Genomic DNA, 16257 nt, shown 5'->3' on the forward strand with positions numbered 1-16257 from the left:
TTATTTGATAGAAACACAGCGACCGTTGCAAGGGAAAGTGATGGGGGCCATCTCATTGGTCAACACTTTGGTTTTATAGCCTTGTTTCTTGATGTAAGAGAGTAACTTCGGCAAATGTTTAACGGTCTGTGGTTTATCATGTAAGAGGACTATTGGTGTTTCCCCTTTTTGTTTTAGTTTTTGAATCTCTTGAATACTGTGTTGAACATATCGTTGATTTTGAAATTCCCAATCTAGTGTGTCTACATTCCAATCCCAGACGGTAAAATCATGTTGAGTTAATACATACCGCATTTCCTCTGTTAAATAGGGAAAACTTCCATAAGGTAAACGAACAACCTGGGTAGAAACGCCTGTCACGTCTTCCACCAATTCCATCGTCTTGGTCATTTCTTTTAACGGAGCAGATGAACTGCCGTAAATTTTCTTGACATTATGAGTCATGCCGTGCAAAGCAAGTCCGTGTCCATCCTCGTTCATCTTTTTAACTGCTTCAGGATATTTTTGGATGTTTGGGCCAATCATGAAATGAGTTGCTTTCATATCGTAATCATCTAGGATGTCCAATAACTGATGAGAAACCTGTGAGGGTCCATCGTCAAATGTTAAATAAATCACATTCTCCCGCTGATCTTGTTCATTTTGCTTCGCAAAAGCTTCTAATCTAGCAAGTTCATGTTCTTCTAAATTTTTTTCAATAATGGATTGACTTAAAGTCGAGTCAGCTAACGCTGCCATAGGTTCTGAGTAAAAAGACAAAGTTTCTAGTGATTCCTGGATTTTAGTCTTATTTTCTTTCGCTGCTTCCTTTACATTGTTGCCAAGTATTCCAGACAAAAGAACAATCATACTGATTCCAATAATGGAAACAACTATCTTCCCCTTTGTGTTTAATCGCTTGCGCTTGCGCTCCCGCACGTTCTCTCCTCCTAAAGTGATATTTGTACAAATTGATGCATATCATGACAAATTTCGCACAAAGGGCATCATTCAATTCTATAGATTTATAAGCTGCAAGATTAAGAGAGCCAGTCTAAAATCCCCCGCCCCTTGCAGTGAACAATTCGACAAATTTCCCTGCATTACCAAATTTTATCCTATCATAAGACTCATTTTTATTTAAGGGGGTTTGCACTTTTTTTATGAAAATTAAGGAATTTATGAGACTATCAGCATCTAAAACTCAAAAATAGAAGAGGTTAACGAACAAACAGTAGGTCGAAAGCATGATTTTTCCTTTTTTAGACTTGGTAAAGTACACTGCAAAGTTGCAATTATAAACTAACTTATTCCCAGTTAATTGGGCTTAGGTGTTGGAAAACCTATTAACTGATGTTTCCCCAATACTTAATATAATGATTGCAATCTTTAATTTAATAAGAACCCTTCAATTGATACATATAATGAAAATAAACATACAACAAGTAGAAACCCACCCATGACTTTCCGTTCTTTCTTAAATTCTTCTAACCCCAAAACCAACATCGTAAGACCTAAGAATAAAATCATACTATCCCCAAACTTAAAATCTCTCGTAATGACTCCATAAGAAGCAAATAAAAGAGTTATTAGTGATAATACATAACGAAGAATTTTTAACATCATTATCCCACCTTTGTTCTAAATATACTTGTTCCGTTAGTATTTAGCGAGCAAAAACAGAGGAGAAACGTTTAACCATAGCGTTTACCCCCTTGATGACTCGTTCTCTTTGGGTGAGTGGAAATGTATCGATATGCTTTAACAAGTTGCTAAACACTTGGCTCACCTTGATAAACTACAGAACATTTGTTCTTATCCTGATTTTGAAAGGGATCAAATCCAAACAATGACTTACAACAAAGACAAAATAAAGATACCCTATAAGAACAAAATGGTTAGATTCCCTTTTAAAATTTAAGGGAATCTAACCATTCTCCTATGAAAATCGTAGTAACGTTAGCCTAGTTGGATTGACTAGCTCACGCCTTTTTAATTGGTTTTCAAAGTATAGATTTGCAGCTATCGCAAACAAGACAATCGCTAATAAAATGAAGAGACTATTCACATACTTTTTTAGAGTAGCATACTGAGTAGCAATCCAACAGAACTCATTAAAAAACAAACGATAGAAAAACGCTTAATTAAAGGATAGCCTAATCGATACCCAATGATTGCACCTATTCCAGTTGTGATAAAAACAAACCAAAACATGACCAAATTGCTTGCTTCCAATTGCATAATCACATTAAATACGACTGACCACCATGATATGCTTACTGCTTCTCGGTTATCCCGATAGAATGGAATCAGCATACATCCTAACAACACACTAAAGAAAATCGTTATGATAGGTGGTTGAAGCAAATAGAAAATGGAGTTCACATTTAATAACATAAAGATGGTCAGAAAGACAAATCCCCATCCATTAGGTCGATAGCGTTTCAAGGCTAGGATTGACCAAGCGTATACACCAAGCGTCAGCACAGCAAAAATCCATTCTTTCCCTTCCCAATTATCAGACCAATAATACAAGAATGTGCTTACCACAACCGCTAGAACATACACGAGAAATTGCTTCATTTATCATCATCCTTATTTATTAAGAAGCACAGATTGACTTGTTTAGGAAAAAGAAGACGGATTGTTTAAAGAGATCTGGATCTCTTCATTCGTTTTTTTCTCACATTCATCATCATAATAAAAATGGCGATAAGAGTAAGGATTAGTCCAATAGAAAGATAAATGGGTGTAAAAACAGATTCTTCTTCTTTTTCTTCATTAGTCTGGCTTTGAGCTACTTTTTCTGGTGGTGGACTTTGAACAATTTCCTCTGATTCATTCACTAAAGGAATCGTAGCCATAAAATTTTGGTTATCAATTGAAAGTTCAAGATTTCCTTCTGCAGTAATTCTCTCGTTGATTACTTCCCCATCTGTAACAGGAATGGAATAGTTTTCTTGAGTTATGTATGTAAGATCATTTTGTTTATACTCTTTTCCTACTGGAATCTCAACGAGTTTAAACTCTCCAAAGGCATAGTCAAGCAACTTGACTGTATCCATATAAGCTGTATTTGATGAAGGCCCTTTTAAAACCACAACAATGACAGACAGATCGCCTCTTTTAGCTGTTGTAATTAACGTGTTTCCGGATTCGTCCACGTAGCCTGTTTTACCGCCTGTCACTCCTTCATACGGTCTTTCACGCATTAATTTGTGATGGGTAAAAATGGTGGTATTCCAAGATTCACCTTCCCACTTTAATTCCCTCATAGCAAAAATAGAACGAAATTCAGGATTCTTCATGGCATACTGAGTAACTTTCGCTAAATCTTTTGCTGTTGTTACATGATCAGGATCAAATAACCCATGGGGATTTTTAAAGTGAGTATGCTCCAGGCCAATGTCTTTCAAATAGAGATTCAGATGATTGGCATATTCTTCAACTGACCCATGTAGATGTTCTGCAATCGCAATTCCAGCATCGTTCCCAGAGTTTACTAGCAATCCTTGAACAAGTTTTCTTAGAGGAACTTGCTCTCCCTCTTCTAAATAAACCCTTGTACCATCAGCGTTTCGAGCACGTTCACTTACGGTAGCAATTTCATCAAGTTTCCCAGATTCAATTGCGTATATTGCCGTGGCGACTTTCGTTAAACTTGCCGGGTACGCCGGAACATCCGCGTTCTTTTCGTACAGAACCCTCCCGCTGTTTTCCTCCATGATAATATAAGCTTCACATTCAATCCCTAATTTCTCTTCCTCTTCCTCTGCGAATGCATTTGTAGAAACAAACAACATCAACATGAAAGGGATTACAAGACCCATCACCATTTTCTTCATCAAGCGCCTCCTCTCTCTATCTGGGAAAAGACACGCGGGACACTGGGACAGGTACATTGTCCCACAACAAAATGCAATTCGGGACAAGGAACCTGTCCCTGCGTCCCAGACTATTCCCATTAGGTGTCTTATTTGTAATATTTTTCATTCGCTTGATAATTTTAATAATAGACTCACTTACTCTATTTTTCTAGACTTTTTTTCAGAATCATAGGTATTTTGTCCCGCATTAAACAAATTTTTTTGATGAAATACCTTGTCATAAAAGTTATTAGAAGTCTAATTATCCACACTTTATAAGTTTTATCCCACTGTGAATAACCTACGTGTAATATTGGACCACTCCCCTATGGGTGTTGTGGTACCATTAATAAAAATAGTTTCACGGGACCGAGCTTATGGAGGGAGAGATTTAAATGCCAAAACAAACGAAGGTACTATGTATAATAACCTCTTTTAATTTAGATGACAGCAAAAAGATCGACTACAAAGAAGGAAAAGAATATCGAGCCGAAATCATCGGGGATGATGTTCTAGTGGAAGATGAATCAGGGCACATGTACTTAGCTGGTCACAGCGCAATCGAAGCAGTTCGATTAGGGATTCAAGAAAAGGAAAATGGACGGTGGGATGACTGGTTTAATGAGCATTTCAGATTTCTAGATTAATAAATTCATTCGCCATCCTATGAAGATGGCGAGTTTTGTGAACCATGGGGACTGGTTATTTTTAGCCTTGTCGATAACAGCGTACCATGCAGCTTTCCTTGACTCCTGCTTAAAAATCCGTCAATGCACTTCCAATGGCCATTAAGATCAAAAAGCCATAAACGAAAGTCACTCCTATTCCATATAAAAAAACTTGATCTGTTTTTACTAGCCTAATTTTTTCTAAGATTACGATGACAAACCTCGTAACCACGAGTAAAAAAAAGAGCAACATGCATGCCATCGCACCAATGAATGGAATCTCTGTCAACATCCTCATCCCATCAGGCAAATCATTGGTTAATATCCCAATGGTCATGCCAAAATAAATCCATAAAAAAGCTCTTAACGCAATCGAAAAGAAAAAAGTCGAATAGCGATGAACATAAGGAGCATAAGAATAATCCAGTCTCATGATCCAGCTGAATATATATTTGATACAAAGCCGACACGAAATGATGGGATGCTTCCAAGCAAATGAAAAATTACTCATTTGATTCCGAACATAAGAGGTCTTACCAAACTTCATCTTTATAGTGTCCTTCATTAGCCTCATCTAAAACCACCTACTTAGTCAACGTTACGTTCAAAGAGTCATAAATTACCACAAGCTACATTTCTATCTATATCTTGAGTTGCCTTACATCTCTTCCATCAATAAAGGACTAGCAGTGATCCGCTAGTCCTTCCTGATACAGGTTGATTTTCCTTATGATTAAGTACTCTAGTCTATGAAACACGAAGGATTCCTATGCTTCAAAAAGAGAATGATAAAGGTTTAGAGAATATAGAAAATCAACAACAATATAATGTTAATCGGTAAGCTAATTAACATAAACAACCCTGTATACTCTTTAGGTTCGTTGCCCTTTTTAGCAATCGAAAAATACTCAACACATAAATTATTCATGGTAATCAGTCCTACAAAAACGAAGTAAAGAAGCACGTTCTCTTTGTACATAGATGTAAATGCAGGTGAAAAAAGGATTAAAAAGGTAAAGATCCGAAAACTACCTCTCGAAAACCAATCGTATTTTCCACCTACAAACTGTTTGAGATTGTATTCTCTATCCATCTTCTACTCACTCCTAAAATCTGATCCTAAATAACTAGCAGCAAGCTTACTTTTTGAAAAAATAAGCTATAATTTATAGGCCTTCAACCTCTAAACCTTCTTAAACTATATCAATATAACTCTCCTTTTTCTACCAATTGACAGGGTAACTCATTAAAATAAGCATTTCTTCCTAATCGTAGTAAACAGTAACAATCCATTTAAATCCTAATATAGCAATTAAGGCCTAATACGAAACGAGCAAACCTGAATTCCGAACGAAACTAGATCTCCGTCCCTGTGTCCCATTTTCAGGATATCAGAAAAACCATTATATACGCCCTTCCTAAATCTGTGTATTTGCCATCTCTTATAGTAATGAATGGAAAAAGAGGTGGTACATTTGCATGAGAAACACATGGGTTCAAAACCCGCCAGTACGAAACTTACGAAATTTGTTGATCCATTGCCGATACTCAAGACGTTAAAACCAAAAAGGATGACCAAGGATGGACCTTACTATGAGGTGATAATGGAGGAATTTGAACAAAAGCTTCATAGAGATCTACCTCCCACAAAGGTATGGGGATATAATCGTCAAGTACCAGGACCGCTGATTGAGGCAAATAAAGGAGAGCCGATTCAAGTGAAATGGATGAATAACCTGCCGACTAAACATTTCCTTCCTGTGGATACATCTTTTCATGCTCATGAAATGCCTGAAGTCCGAACGGTTACCCATTTACACGGAAGCGAAACTCCTCAACCAAGCGACGGCTATCCAGAGGCCTGGTTTACGAAAGACTTTGAAGAAGTAGGTCCGTTTTTTGAAAGAGAAGTGTACGAATATCCGAATCACCAGCGAGCGACCATGCTTTGGTATCATGACCATGCGATGGGCTTAACGAGACTGAATAACTATGCCGGCCTAGCAGGAGCCTATATAATCCGTGATAAATGGGAGGAATCCTTAAATCTTCCAAAGAAAGAGTATGAAATCCCCTTAATCATCCAGGATCGTTCTTTCAATCCTGATGGGTCTTTATTCTATCCTCAGCAGCCTGACGATGCAGCCGACAACCTCCCTAACCCATCGATTGTGCCTGCGTTTACTGGCGACACTCTTTTAGTAAATGGAAAAGTATGGCCCTATTTAGAGGTCGAGCCAAGAAAATATCGGTTTCGGATATTAAACGCCTCGAATACACGGAGCTACCAATTGCAATTAGGAGCAGGTCTTTCCTTTTACCAGATTGGGACCGATGGAGGTCTAATGCGAAGACCGGTAAAATTAGAAACAATCCCGATGCAACCTGCTGAGCGTATTGATGTCATCATTGATTTTAGTAACATGAAAGGAAAAGAACTAATCTTAATGAATAATCTTGGAGAAAATGCTAGTCCAGAAGACGAAACAAATGAAGTCATGAAATTTAAGGTGACAAGACCCTTATCTGGAGAAGACAGAAGTGTGATTCCGAAGATATTATCGGATTTTCGTTCTTTAAAGCATAACAAAATCACATCGAACCGAATCGTAAAGTTAGTTGGTTCTGCAGATGAGTTCGGTAGACCCCTTTTATTGCTCAATAATAAAAAATGGCATGACCCAATCGAGATTACACCAGAACTAGGCTCAACTGAAATCTGGTCATTTATGAACACAACAAACTTCACCCATCCAATGCATATTCATTTGATTCAATTTCAAATTTTGGAACGCCAGCCTTTTGATTTGGAGCGTTATAATGAAGATGGTCAAATCATTTTCACAGGACCGCCTAAACCACCCGAACCCCACGAACGAGGGTGGAAAGATACCGTCGCTGCGCCTGCTGGACAGATGACACGGGTCATTGGAAAATACGCTCCTTATGCAGGGCATTATGTTTACCACTGTCATATCTTAGAGCACGAAGACTATGATATGATGCGACCGTTTAGAGTGGTTGACCGGCACGGGGGGACTGGTTCATCATTTACAAATAGGAACCATCACCCACAGGATCATTGAAATGAGTTTAAGTCATCTCGATAAAATAAAAGAATTTTTTATAGCTAATTTTATTTTCTAGTTGCCAATCACACCCTCTGTCTTTCCCTATTTTCAGTAGCAAAAAAGCGATTCCCATCAGGAAATCGCTTTTTCATTTAAGGATTTAAGTCATAGATTCTGCCTTTAATTAAATAGGCTGCACTCTCTGCAATATTTGTGATATGATCGCCCACTCTTTCTAGGTGACGATTGACAAATAGTAATTGGACCACATGGTTCGTTTCTTCAGGATGCTCACTTAAATAGCTTGTTAGTTCTCGGTACACGAGATCACTTAATTCGTCCACCTTGTCATCCATGTCACCCACTTCTTTTGCAAGGGACATCTCTCCTTCAAAAAAGGCTTTAAGCGACTTTTGCAGCATGCTGAGACAGATGCCCAAGATTTCTTCAAGTTTTGCGGTATTTGCTTTGCTGTCTGATTTTCCAATTTGGAGGGTCGCCTTTGCAATATTGACGGCAAAATCGGCAATCCGTTCCACCTCAGATGAAATTTTAATGGCACCGATAATCATTCGTAAATCTCTCGCTACCGGCTGTTCTTTTACCATAAGCCAAAGGGCTAAGCGATTAATTTCTTCCTCTAGATCATCGACCTCGTCATCTTCTTCTAACACCCTTAATGCACCTTCAATATCTTGTGTCTTAAGTGAGCTAAAAGCTTTTTCTAGCATGACAATGGTCTGTCTTTCCATTTCGACTATTTTCTCTTCCAGTTCCTTTAAACTGCTTTCAAAACTTTCACGAACAACCATACTTCATCCTCCACTCATCCGAATCGACCAGTTACATAGTCTTCCGTTCTTTGATCACTTGGCATTGAAAAGATCTTACTCGTCTCATCAAATTCGATAATTTCTCCGTTCAAGAAAAACGCTGTTTTATCTGAAACACGGGCCGCTTGTTGCATATTGTGAGTTACAATGACAATCGTATATTCATTTTTCATTTGCGCAATCAGTTCCTCTACCTTTAACGTAGATATGGGGTCCAGGGCAGATGTAGGCTCATCCATTAAAATAACATCCGGCTTCATCGCAATCGCCCTTGCAATACAAACTCGTTGCTGTTGCCCGCCTGAAAGTCCAAGTGCAGAGGTTTTGAGACGGTCTTTCACTTCGTCCCAAATCGCTGCCCCACGAAGGCTTTCTTCCACAATTTTATTTAATTCACCTTTGTTTTTAATCCCTTGCATTCGTGGACCGTACGCCACATTATCATAAATGCTCATTGGAAACAGATTCGGCTTTTGAAACACCATTCCCACTTTAGTGCGCAATTTAATGACATCATTCGATTGATAAATATCTTCTTGGTCAATCTTGATTTGACCATTGATCCGAACGCCATCGATTAAATCGTTCATTCTGTTTAATGTACGAAGGAACGTAGACTTTCCACATCCTGATGGACCAATGAGTGCCGTGACTTCTTTTTCATTAATATCAATTGAAACCTCATAGAGAGCTTGTTTCTCTCCATAAAATAAATTAAGGTTGTTTACACTGATTTTTGTCTGAGTATCAGACTGTGAACTACTTTTACTTGTCACTGATTTCTTCTCCGTACGGTTTCGCTCGAGTGTTGTTGTATTCATCCTTCACTCTCCCTCTTCGTTTAATAGTTCGCTTTATCGAATTTTTTGGAAATATAGGTTGCAGAAAGATTTAAAACTAAAATAATCACAATAAGGACAATCCCTATCGCGGCGGCAAGTTCAATATCACCTGCTTCTTGGGTAACTAAATAAGAATGAACGGTCAGTGTCCGTGCAGATGAGAATATACTTGCAGGCATGGCCGCTACCGTTCCTGCTGTTAAAAAGATAGCCGCCGATTCTCCGATTATTCTTCCCATTGAGAGAATAATTCCTGACAAGATTCCTGGCATCGCACTTGGCAAGATTACCTTATAAAGTGTTTGCAACTTCGTGGTTCCTAACGCTAATGAACCTTCACGATAAGCATGAGGAACGGTTTTTAATGATTCTTCGGTTGTTCGAATCACGACCGGCAATGTAATGATGGTCAATGTCAGGGATGCAGAAATAATCGACATTCCTAACTTTAGACTTGTGACAAAGAATACCGCACCGAACAATCCATAGATAATCGATGGAATTCCTGTTAAACTTTCCGTTGCAAATCGAATGATTCTTACTAATTTTCCTTGTTTCGCATACTCTTGTAAGTAAACAGCGGCCATTATCCCAATGGGAGTGGCAATGACTAAGGAAATGACGATGGTATAAAGAGTGGTTACAATCATCGGCCAAATTCCGCCCCCACCCGTTGGCGAATAATCACCAAAGATAAAATGAAAGCTTATCAAGCCCATTCCCTTATAAAAGATGTACCCTACAATCGTGACTAAGAACGCGACGGTTAAGAACGCCGCAAACCAAAGCAGGAACAGGTAGAATTGATCTTTTATTTTCCTCAAGGTTAATGCATTCCTTTCGCGCTAATTTTAGCTAAGACAAAATTCAGGATTAAGATGAACGAAAATAAAATAATCCCTGTTGCAAATAGCATGTTTTGATGCGTCCCAAACGCATAACCCATTTCTAAGGCAATGTTCGTCGTTAACGGACGCAAACTATCTGTTAAGCTAGTTGGGATCAGTAAACTATTCCCTGCAACCAAGATAACGGCCATGGTCTCCCCAATCGCTCGTCCCATCCCCAAGACGATTGCCGTCATGATTCCTGATTTTGCTGCTGGAACCACTACTTTAAAAATAGTGCCAATTGGGGAAGCTCCTAATGCTAAGGATCCTTCTCGGTACGTTTTTGGTACCGCACGAATGGCTGTTTCCGCTACAGTTACAACCGTTGGGAGCATCATGATAGCTAATACGAGGATAACCGCAATTAAGCTTTGTCCTTTGGCTAATCCAAATTTGTCTTGTAAAAAAGGTACGATGATTGCTAGTCCAAAAACACCATAAAGGACAGAAGGAATACCTGCTAACAGCTGAACAGCCGGTGAAAGAATTCTGGCAACTGGTTTAGGGGCAATCTCAGCTAAAAAGATGGCCGTAAATAATCCAATCGGAACTCCAATAATAAGTGCTCCAATCGTCGCGTAAATGGATGCAATGATCATCGGGAGGATTCCGTATTGGTCTTCACTGGGAACCCAGTCTGATCCAAGGATAAAGTCCATAAAGCTATACCCTTCTGCGACAAACGGGTGGGCTCCTTTATAGAAAACAAATCCAATGATTAAAGCTAAACTGATGACAGAAAGAAGCGCACAAAACAAAAAGATTCTTCCTGAAAGGGATTCTAACATGTATTTTCTTTTATTTGACTTTCCCTGATGTTCATTTTTCATAGGTAGGCTAGACATCCATACATTCCTCCGTTATTAACTCCCAAACATGCTACATGATGTTGAGCATAAAATTATTGTACAGGTATGGCTCCAGATTCTTTTGCAATGTCTTGTCCTTCTGCACTCAGAATATAATCGATGAACTTTTGTCCTTCTTGTGTTAAGTTCTCATCCTTATGAACAAATAAAAACGGTCGGGACAAACGGTAACTTCCTTCTAACACATTTTCTGCCGTCGCACTAACACCATTAATGTCGACAGCTTCAACACTTTCATCTACATATTCAAATGAAATGAATCCCACAGCATGCTTATTCGTCGCCACCGTTGTTTTAATATTTCCATTCCCACTAGCAACAATGGCACTTTTGACTAATTCCCCAGATGAGTATTCGACAATTTCTTGAAACGCATCACGGGAACCAGAACCATCTTCACGGGATACAACAACGATTTCCAAGTCTTCCCCGCCAAGCTCTTTCCAATTGGTGATTTCCCCGGTGAAAATACCTTTTACTTGCTCCAACGTTAAATCTTTTACTTTATTGGTTGGATGAACAACGACAACGATTCCGTCATAGGCAATCACTGTTTCCTTTAATCCACTTTCTTTTTCCTCAGGTTTTAAATCACGGGAGGACATCCCAATTTCAGACACTCCATTCAGTGCATTCGTAATCCCAGCCGAAGAACCAATTTGATTAATTTCTATTTTCACTTGCTCTTTCTCTCCATACTTTTCAGCCAATTTCTCAGCTAGTGGTCCAACAGATGTCGATCCCGATATCGGAATGGTAGGACCATTGCCAGCATTACCAGTAGCATCATCGTTATTTCCACAAGCAGTTAGGAATAAGATGAGCAGAATCGGGAAAAAGATTCTAGTTCGTTTATTGATCATTTTATAACCTCCATGAGGCATTAAAGCCCGGTTGCAGTTTCATTTATTTCTTGATGTGAAAAATATACCGATTTGTTGTTAATCTTTCGTTAATCTATTGTTAAGATATTGTAAATTGTATTGACAGAATATTAAATTATCATCCATCGCTTCAGCAATGGTTAATCTAATGAAGAATAAAAAATTTCAATATTTCTTAGGATGAGCGTTAACCGGAAATGAATGCATAAATACAAAAAAAGGTACGTAATCATTTGATTTACGTACCTTTTTGTGCGATTTATAGTGTAATGTAAAATGCGAAAAACTCTAAAACGCAGATTATCCATACTTGTTATCACTTATGAAACTCCAAGACATCTTGACTCATTGAAAACAAACTCTGTCGGGAAAAAGGAAAATGAAAACAATAGATTAATTTCAGAAGTAAGGCTTCACTCTCACGAAATGGAGAAAAGGACATTCAATTCCTTCCTTTTTGTTTAGAGCAGCACCTTTCACCTAACTTTACATGGAGTTGAATTTTTTACTCCCATATCTAATGAGTAAAACAACACCTCCACCAAGGATGGATGCCCACCAGGAAAAGTCAAAGGCCGGGCCTATTTCTGGCATAAACTTTGCTACTAATAAAACTACGGCCATCCCTAAGGCAGCAACCACTCCTGCTAGGATAGAGCTTTTTGTAGTATTGTCCTTTTCTTTAAACAACGATCTTTTAATTAATTTTAAGATTAGCACAATGGTACAAATAACAAACCCAGCAATTACAAGTGCTATACAGATCGAAGATAATGGATAAACCATTGTCTTTACTTCGGTAAATGGCGAAAGTAGCAGAAAAAGAAAGCCTCTAATGATTAAAAACCAGCCGATAATCGTTCCAATAATGCCTCCAAAGTATGGGATTAGCTGTCTCTTTTCTTCTTTTGGAAGCTGTTCAATCAGCTCATCTGCAAACCCCTTTGGATTATCACCAAATATGTCTACAGCTGTTTGCCCAGCCTTTTGTCCGTCCAGTAAATGATCTAGTAATTCCATCAACACTTCCTCAGATTGCTGTTCAGAAAGAGAAAATTGAAGACGAATATAAAGAAGTAAATTACTATAATAAGCTTCATTTTCAGGCGTTAATCTTTCTCTTTTCAGATTGTTCTCTTCAATTAACTTTTTTGCGTTCATCCTTCTCTCCTCCCAATCAGTAGTTCGTTCACAGGCTTAGAAAGTTGCTTCCATTCAGCGATAATCGTCTCTAGTGCCTCATGCCCCGTTTCTGTCAAAAAATAATATTTCCGATTTGGTCCAGATTCTGACGGGCGCATTTCTCCTCGTATCAGTCCATTCTTTTGGAGCCTTAAAAGAATGGGATAAATCGTGCCTTCACTCACTTCAGCTAAACCAATACTCAGCAACTTTTGTGAAAGTTCATATCCATAAACAGGCTCCTTTTCAATCACAGCCAACACACACCCGTCTAAAATTCCTTTTAACAATTGGCTTCTTATCGACATATTCATGACCCTTTCTCCACTAATATGTTATACAAGGTAGTGCGCAGTAAAAAAATAATGAAATGCACGGTATTTGGTAAAACAAGATAGCTCATTAAAAAACAACTACTTTGTTATACATAGTAGTTGTTAAAATTGTAAATTTTTTTCTGTTTATTGTCAATAGTTCATCGTCTTGATAGCCTAGACCAATCTTCCGCTATTGAAGACCAATCTTCATCCATGCTTTACTGCTATACACATCTTTATTGCAAAGATATTCTTCACTAGTATTAAATAACTTTCTCCGTTCTCCTCCCTTACCTACCAGATACGAGCTGAAGACACCGCATTCCCGCAAAATATTAGACGAGGAAAAAGGCAATAAACTATGTGTATTTAGCACATAGTGTAATAAGATAGATTTCAAGATAAAAAAAAGCGTCAATCCTTTTGTGGTCAACGCTTTAACGCATCATGATAGTAGGTCCTATTTCAAAGGTTCTAAAAAATCCCGTACTCATTAGGGGAATTCTCTGGAACAGGATGTCCTAAATCCCACATTTCCACAATTATATGATTTTCAAATCTCATGATATGAACAACAGCTACTCCAAGGTCCTCTGGTTTTTGTTTTACATGTGAATGTACGGCAACAAGGTTTCCCTCTGCAATTACACGCTTAACCTCAAAACTCTTATCAGGATTTTTTGATGCATTTTCTTCCATTGCTATCATCAGTGAATTTGCATCTCCACGAAAATATGGGTTATGATGGCAAAAGTCCGGACTTATGTATGTGTTATAGGCTTCTCGAACTCTTCCTGAAGCAACTAGTTGCAGAAAAGAAACCGCTATTTCTTTATTTAACCTTGCATGATCCTTTTGCTGGTCATGATTCATATCCATCATCCTTTCCTTTGTATTGTTGGCAACTCAATCATACATGATTTTCATATAAATGGTAAAAAAGCGTCTTGTGCCTACAGCAAAACAAAGGAAATTCTGAATCTGATTTTTCACTACAAGTTACGTTTCTTTCGGTACCATAAATTCACCCTGGAAGCAAAAGAGAAGAAAAAATCAGGGTTTTGGGGAACGGTTCTTAAAGTGGAGTTAGCCGACATCGCCTTTGCATTTGATTCGACTCTTGCTGCAGTAGCTTTAGCCATGACACTTCCAAACACAAATCTTCCGCAGATTGGTGGAATGGATGGAGGGAAATTCCTTGTCATCTTTGTAGGTGGAATGATTGGTCTAATCATCATGCGTTTCGCTGCTAATTTGTTCGTAACCTTACTAAGATCGCGACCAGGATTAGAAATAGCGGCCTTTGCCATCGTAGGCAGGCCCACCACGGAATAATCCCGTATCTGGATCCTTTATTTTATATACTTGTGCAAGTGTACTTTCAATGAGAGCCGTTGCTCCACCGATTAAGGCAATCATCCACATCCAGAAGACAGCACCAGGTCCTCCAAGTGCAATGGCCGTTGCAACCCCTTCCTAATTTTTCCCGTATTTACAATAAGTACTATAATAAATTTAGACATGTGGATAGGTCACAATCCATGTTTCTAGGACAGGGAATGGTCCCTCCATCTCAATATTTGTTTTGGCGAAATATCTTTATCACTTTTCACAGGTCCTCAAAGGCACTTCCCCTCGTTTCTTGGTACGAAATAGATGAGGCAGCATTGAAGGAATAGGTAGGAATTGACCTTAGTATGAAATCTTTAAAATAAAAACATTAGCGTGGTCCTTTTTTCTAAGTTGCTGAACGATTTACATCTGAACAATACCTCCATGCACCTTAAATGAAATAAAAGATGATATCCTAAGTCTGCCTTGTAAATAATAAGGTTGTTCCGTGGAAAAAGAGGAGGTAGGAATATGAAACAGCATCGTCAAACTAAAGGGGTTTCGAATTCAATCATGAAACCAGAATTTTCTGGTACGGACCCACAACAGGTGAAACAAGAAATTCAAAGAGACGTGCAGGCAGGCCAAGGTGCGATGACTTCACGAGAAGCTGGAGCCATGCGAGATTAATCATCTTTTTCTAATTATTTAGGAATCCTAGCGTTCAAATCGTTGGGATAAAAAGGGAAAGCTTAGCTAGATTAATGAACATCTAGTCCCATATGAACTGTGTTAGACATAACCAATAGCAAACACCATAGAAAATGCTTGGAGCACATGACTCCAAGCAGATTTTTCATATTATCGAAATCATCCTGTTCTCTTTGTTAGGATGATTTTTCTATACATCTCCCTAAGCATTAAGGCGATATCTTCATTGATTTCTACAAGGTTCATGTACCTCGAAATCAATTGTTCAAAGTTAATTCCAATATCTGTTCCGAACTTTGCAATAATCGGTCTCAAACTTTTCTTTAACACCGACACTTTTCCGTCCTTTGGTGCAAACTTGTCAAACAGGATGATGTTCCCGTTTGGTTTAACCACTCGTATCATTTCCTCAACAGCTTTATTTGGATTAGGAACCACCGAAAGGATCAGACTTCCAACGACAACATCAAAAGACTCATCATTAAAGTTTAACTGTAGAGCATCCATTTGGATAAAGGTAATTGATGAATCCTTAAATTTCGCTTTGGCTTTGTTTAACATGTCAGGTGAGTAATCTATTGCCGTAACATCTAGCTTAGAATGGTCAATCCATTCTAGCTCTGCGCCTGTTCCAACCCCAACAACTAATACTTTTTGACCTTCCTTGAAGGGAGACATTTCGAATGCTTTTTTTCGCGCCTGAAGGAAGATGCCTGTATTAAAAAATACATCATAAACCGGCGACCATAATGTATAAATGATTTTGTTCCATTTATTATTCATCCTTTTATCTCCTTAAAAGAAGCTTCCCAT

The 16257-nt window shown here is 38.4% G+C and carries 18 protein-coding genes and 2 pseudogenes; 4 read left to right on the forward strand and 16 right to left on the reverse strand.

Translation table 11 applies throughout. The annotated features are described in order from the left end of the window. From H0185_RS14305 to H0185_RS14320, 4 genes are all read right to left on the reverse strand, one after another. Positions 1-918 (reverse strand): polysaccharide deacetylase family protein, encoded by a 918-nt coding sequence (locus H0185_RS14305; protein WP_343223153.1) that lies wholly within the window; start codon positions 916-918, stop codon positions 1-3. A gap of 450 nt (positions 919-1368) precedes the next feature. Then, positions 1369-1605 (reverse strand): YczI family protein, encoded by a 237-nt coding sequence (locus tag H0185_RS14310; RefSeq protein ID WP_246629202.1) that lies wholly within the window; start codon positions 1603-1605, stop codon positions 1369-1371. A gap of 450 nt (positions 1606-2055) precedes the next feature. Then, the gene (locus tag H0185_RS14315; protein WP_221874188.1) at positions 2056-2562 is read right to left on the reverse strand and encodes a CLPTM1 family protein; all 507 of its coding nucleotides are present in this window, start codon (positions 2560-2562) and stop codon (positions 2056-2058) included. 65 nt (positions 2563-2627) lie between these two features. Continuing rightward, a complete protein-coding gene (locus H0185_RS14320; RefSeq protein WP_246629203.1) occupies positions 2628-3824 on the reverse strand; it encodes a D-alanyl-D-alanine carboxypeptidase family protein in 1197 nt (398 codons plus the stop codon). 416 nt (positions 3825-4240) lie between these two features. On the opposite strand from H0185_RS14320, the gene H0185_RS14325 reads away from it, so the two are divergent. Further along, on the forward strand, positions 4241-4492 hold the full coding sequence (locus tag H0185_RS14325) for a hypothetical protein (RefSeq protein WP_221874189.1): 252 nt from the start codon (positions 4241-4243) through the stop codon (positions 4490-4492). 109 nt (positions 4493-4601) lie between these two features. Here H0185_RS14325 and H0185_RS14330 read toward each other — a convergent pair whose 3' ends face one another. Next, positions 4602-5087 carry a hypothetical protein gene (locus H0185_RS14330; protein ID WP_221874190.1) on the reverse strand — a complete coding sequence of 162 codons (486 nt, stop codon included), beginning with the start codon at positions 5085-5087 and terminating at the stop codon, positions 4602-4604. Between the two features lie 222 nt (positions 5088-5309). After that, complete coding sequence (locus H0185_RS14335; RefSeq protein ID WP_221874191.1) at positions 5310-5606, reverse strand: hypothetical protein; 297 nt, start codon at positions 5604-5606, stop codon at positions 5310-5312. Positions 5607-6003: 397 nt separating this feature from the next. Here H0185_RS14335 and H0185_RS14340 point away from each other — a divergent pair, with 397 nt between their 5' ends. After that, positions 6004-7599, forward strand: a complete 1596-nt coding sequence (locus H0185_RS14340; protein WP_221874224.1) for a multicopper oxidase family protein — start codon at positions 6004-6006, stop codon at positions 7597-7599. 137 nt (positions 7600-7736) lie between these two features. Here H0185_RS14340 and phoU read toward each other — a convergent pair whose 3' ends face one another. From phoU to H0185_RS14380, 8 genes are all read right to left on the reverse strand, one after another. Further along, complete coding sequence (gene phoU / locus H0185_RS14345) at positions 7737-8396, reverse strand: phosphate signaling complex protein PhoU (RefSeq protein ID WP_221874192.1); 660 nt, start codon at positions 8394-8396, stop codon at positions 7737-7739. Between the two features lie 14 nt (positions 8397-8410). Next, positions 8411-9238: a phosphate ABC transporter ATP-binding protein PstB gene (gene pstB, locus H0185_RS14350; RefSeq protein WP_221874193.1), complete on the reverse strand. Its 828-nt coding sequence runs from the start codon at positions 9236-9238 to the stop codon at positions 8411-8413. A gap of 20 nt (positions 9239-9258) precedes the next feature. Next, positions 9259-10083: a phosphate ABC transporter permease PstA gene (pstA, locus tag H0185_RS14355; protein WP_221874194.1), complete on the reverse strand. Its 825-nt coding sequence runs from the start codon at positions 10081-10083 to the stop codon at positions 9259-9261. A 2-nt stretch (positions 10084-10085) separates the two neighbouring features. Further along, complete coding sequence (gene pstC, locus H0185_RS14360) at positions 10086-10994, reverse strand: phosphate ABC transporter permease subunit PstC (RefSeq protein ID WP_221874195.1); 909 nt, start codon at positions 10992-10994, stop codon at positions 10086-10088. 56 nt (positions 10995-11050) lie between these two features. After that, on the reverse strand, positions 11051-11881 hold the full coding sequence (locus H0185_RS14365) for a phosphate ABC transporter substrate-binding protein (protein ID WP_246629204.1): 831 nt from the start codon (positions 11879-11881) through the stop codon (positions 11051-11053). Between the two features lie 507 nt (positions 11882-12388). Then, positions 12389-13063 (reverse strand): DUF1129 family protein, encoded by a 675-nt coding sequence (locus H0185_RS14370; RefSeq protein WP_221874196.1) that lies wholly within the window; start codon positions 13061-13063, stop codon positions 12389-12391. Further along, complete coding sequence (locus H0185_RS14375) at positions 13060-13392, reverse strand: PadR family transcriptional regulator (RefSeq protein WP_221874226.1); 333 nt, start codon at positions 13390-13392, stop codon at positions 13060-13062. The genes H0185_RS14370 and H0185_RS14375 overlap by 4 nt, the downstream gene beginning before the upstream one ends. Positions 13393-13875: 483 nt before the next feature. Then, entirely contained in the window at positions 13876-14274 is a 399-nt protein-coding gene (locus tag H0185_RS14380) for a nuclear transport factor 2 family protein (RefSeq protein WP_246629205.1), read from the reverse strand. A 165-nt stretch (positions 14275-14439) separates the two neighbouring features. Between H0185_RS14380 and H0185_RS24060 the strand changes: the two are divergent. Beyond that, positions 14440-14718 (forward strand): annotated as a pseudogene (locus H0185_RS24060) (TerC family protein); the annotation flags it as partial. Here the strand turns inward: H0185_RS24060 and H0185_RS14390 are convergent. Continuing rightward, a pseudogene (locus H0185_RS14390) lies at positions 14713-14874 on the reverse strand (alanine:cation symporter family protein); the annotation flags it as partial. The pseudogenes H0185_RS24060 and H0185_RS14390 overlap by 6 nt on opposite strands. Positions 14875-15264: 390 nt before the next feature. On the opposite strand from H0185_RS14390, the gene H0185_RS14395 reads away from it, so the two are divergent. Next, entirely contained in the window at positions 15265-15423 is a 159-nt protein-coding gene (locus H0185_RS14395; protein ID WP_221874198.1) for a hypothetical protein, read from the forward strand. A 180-nt stretch (positions 15424-15603) separates the two neighbouring features. On the opposite strand, the gene H0185_RS14400 is transcribed toward H0185_RS14395, so the two are convergent. Then, positions 15604-16227, reverse strand: coding sequence for a class I SAM-dependent methyltransferase (locus H0185_RS14400; protein WP_221874199.1), 624 nt, complete (start codon positions 16225-16227; stop codon positions 15604-15606). Positions 16228-16257 lie beyond the last annotated feature (30 nt).

Source organism: Mesobacillus maritimus (genome assembly GCF_019749255.1).
Lineage (GTDB): Bacteria > Bacillota > Bacilli > Bacillales > Cytobacillaceae > Mesobacillus_B > Mesobacillus_B maritimus_A.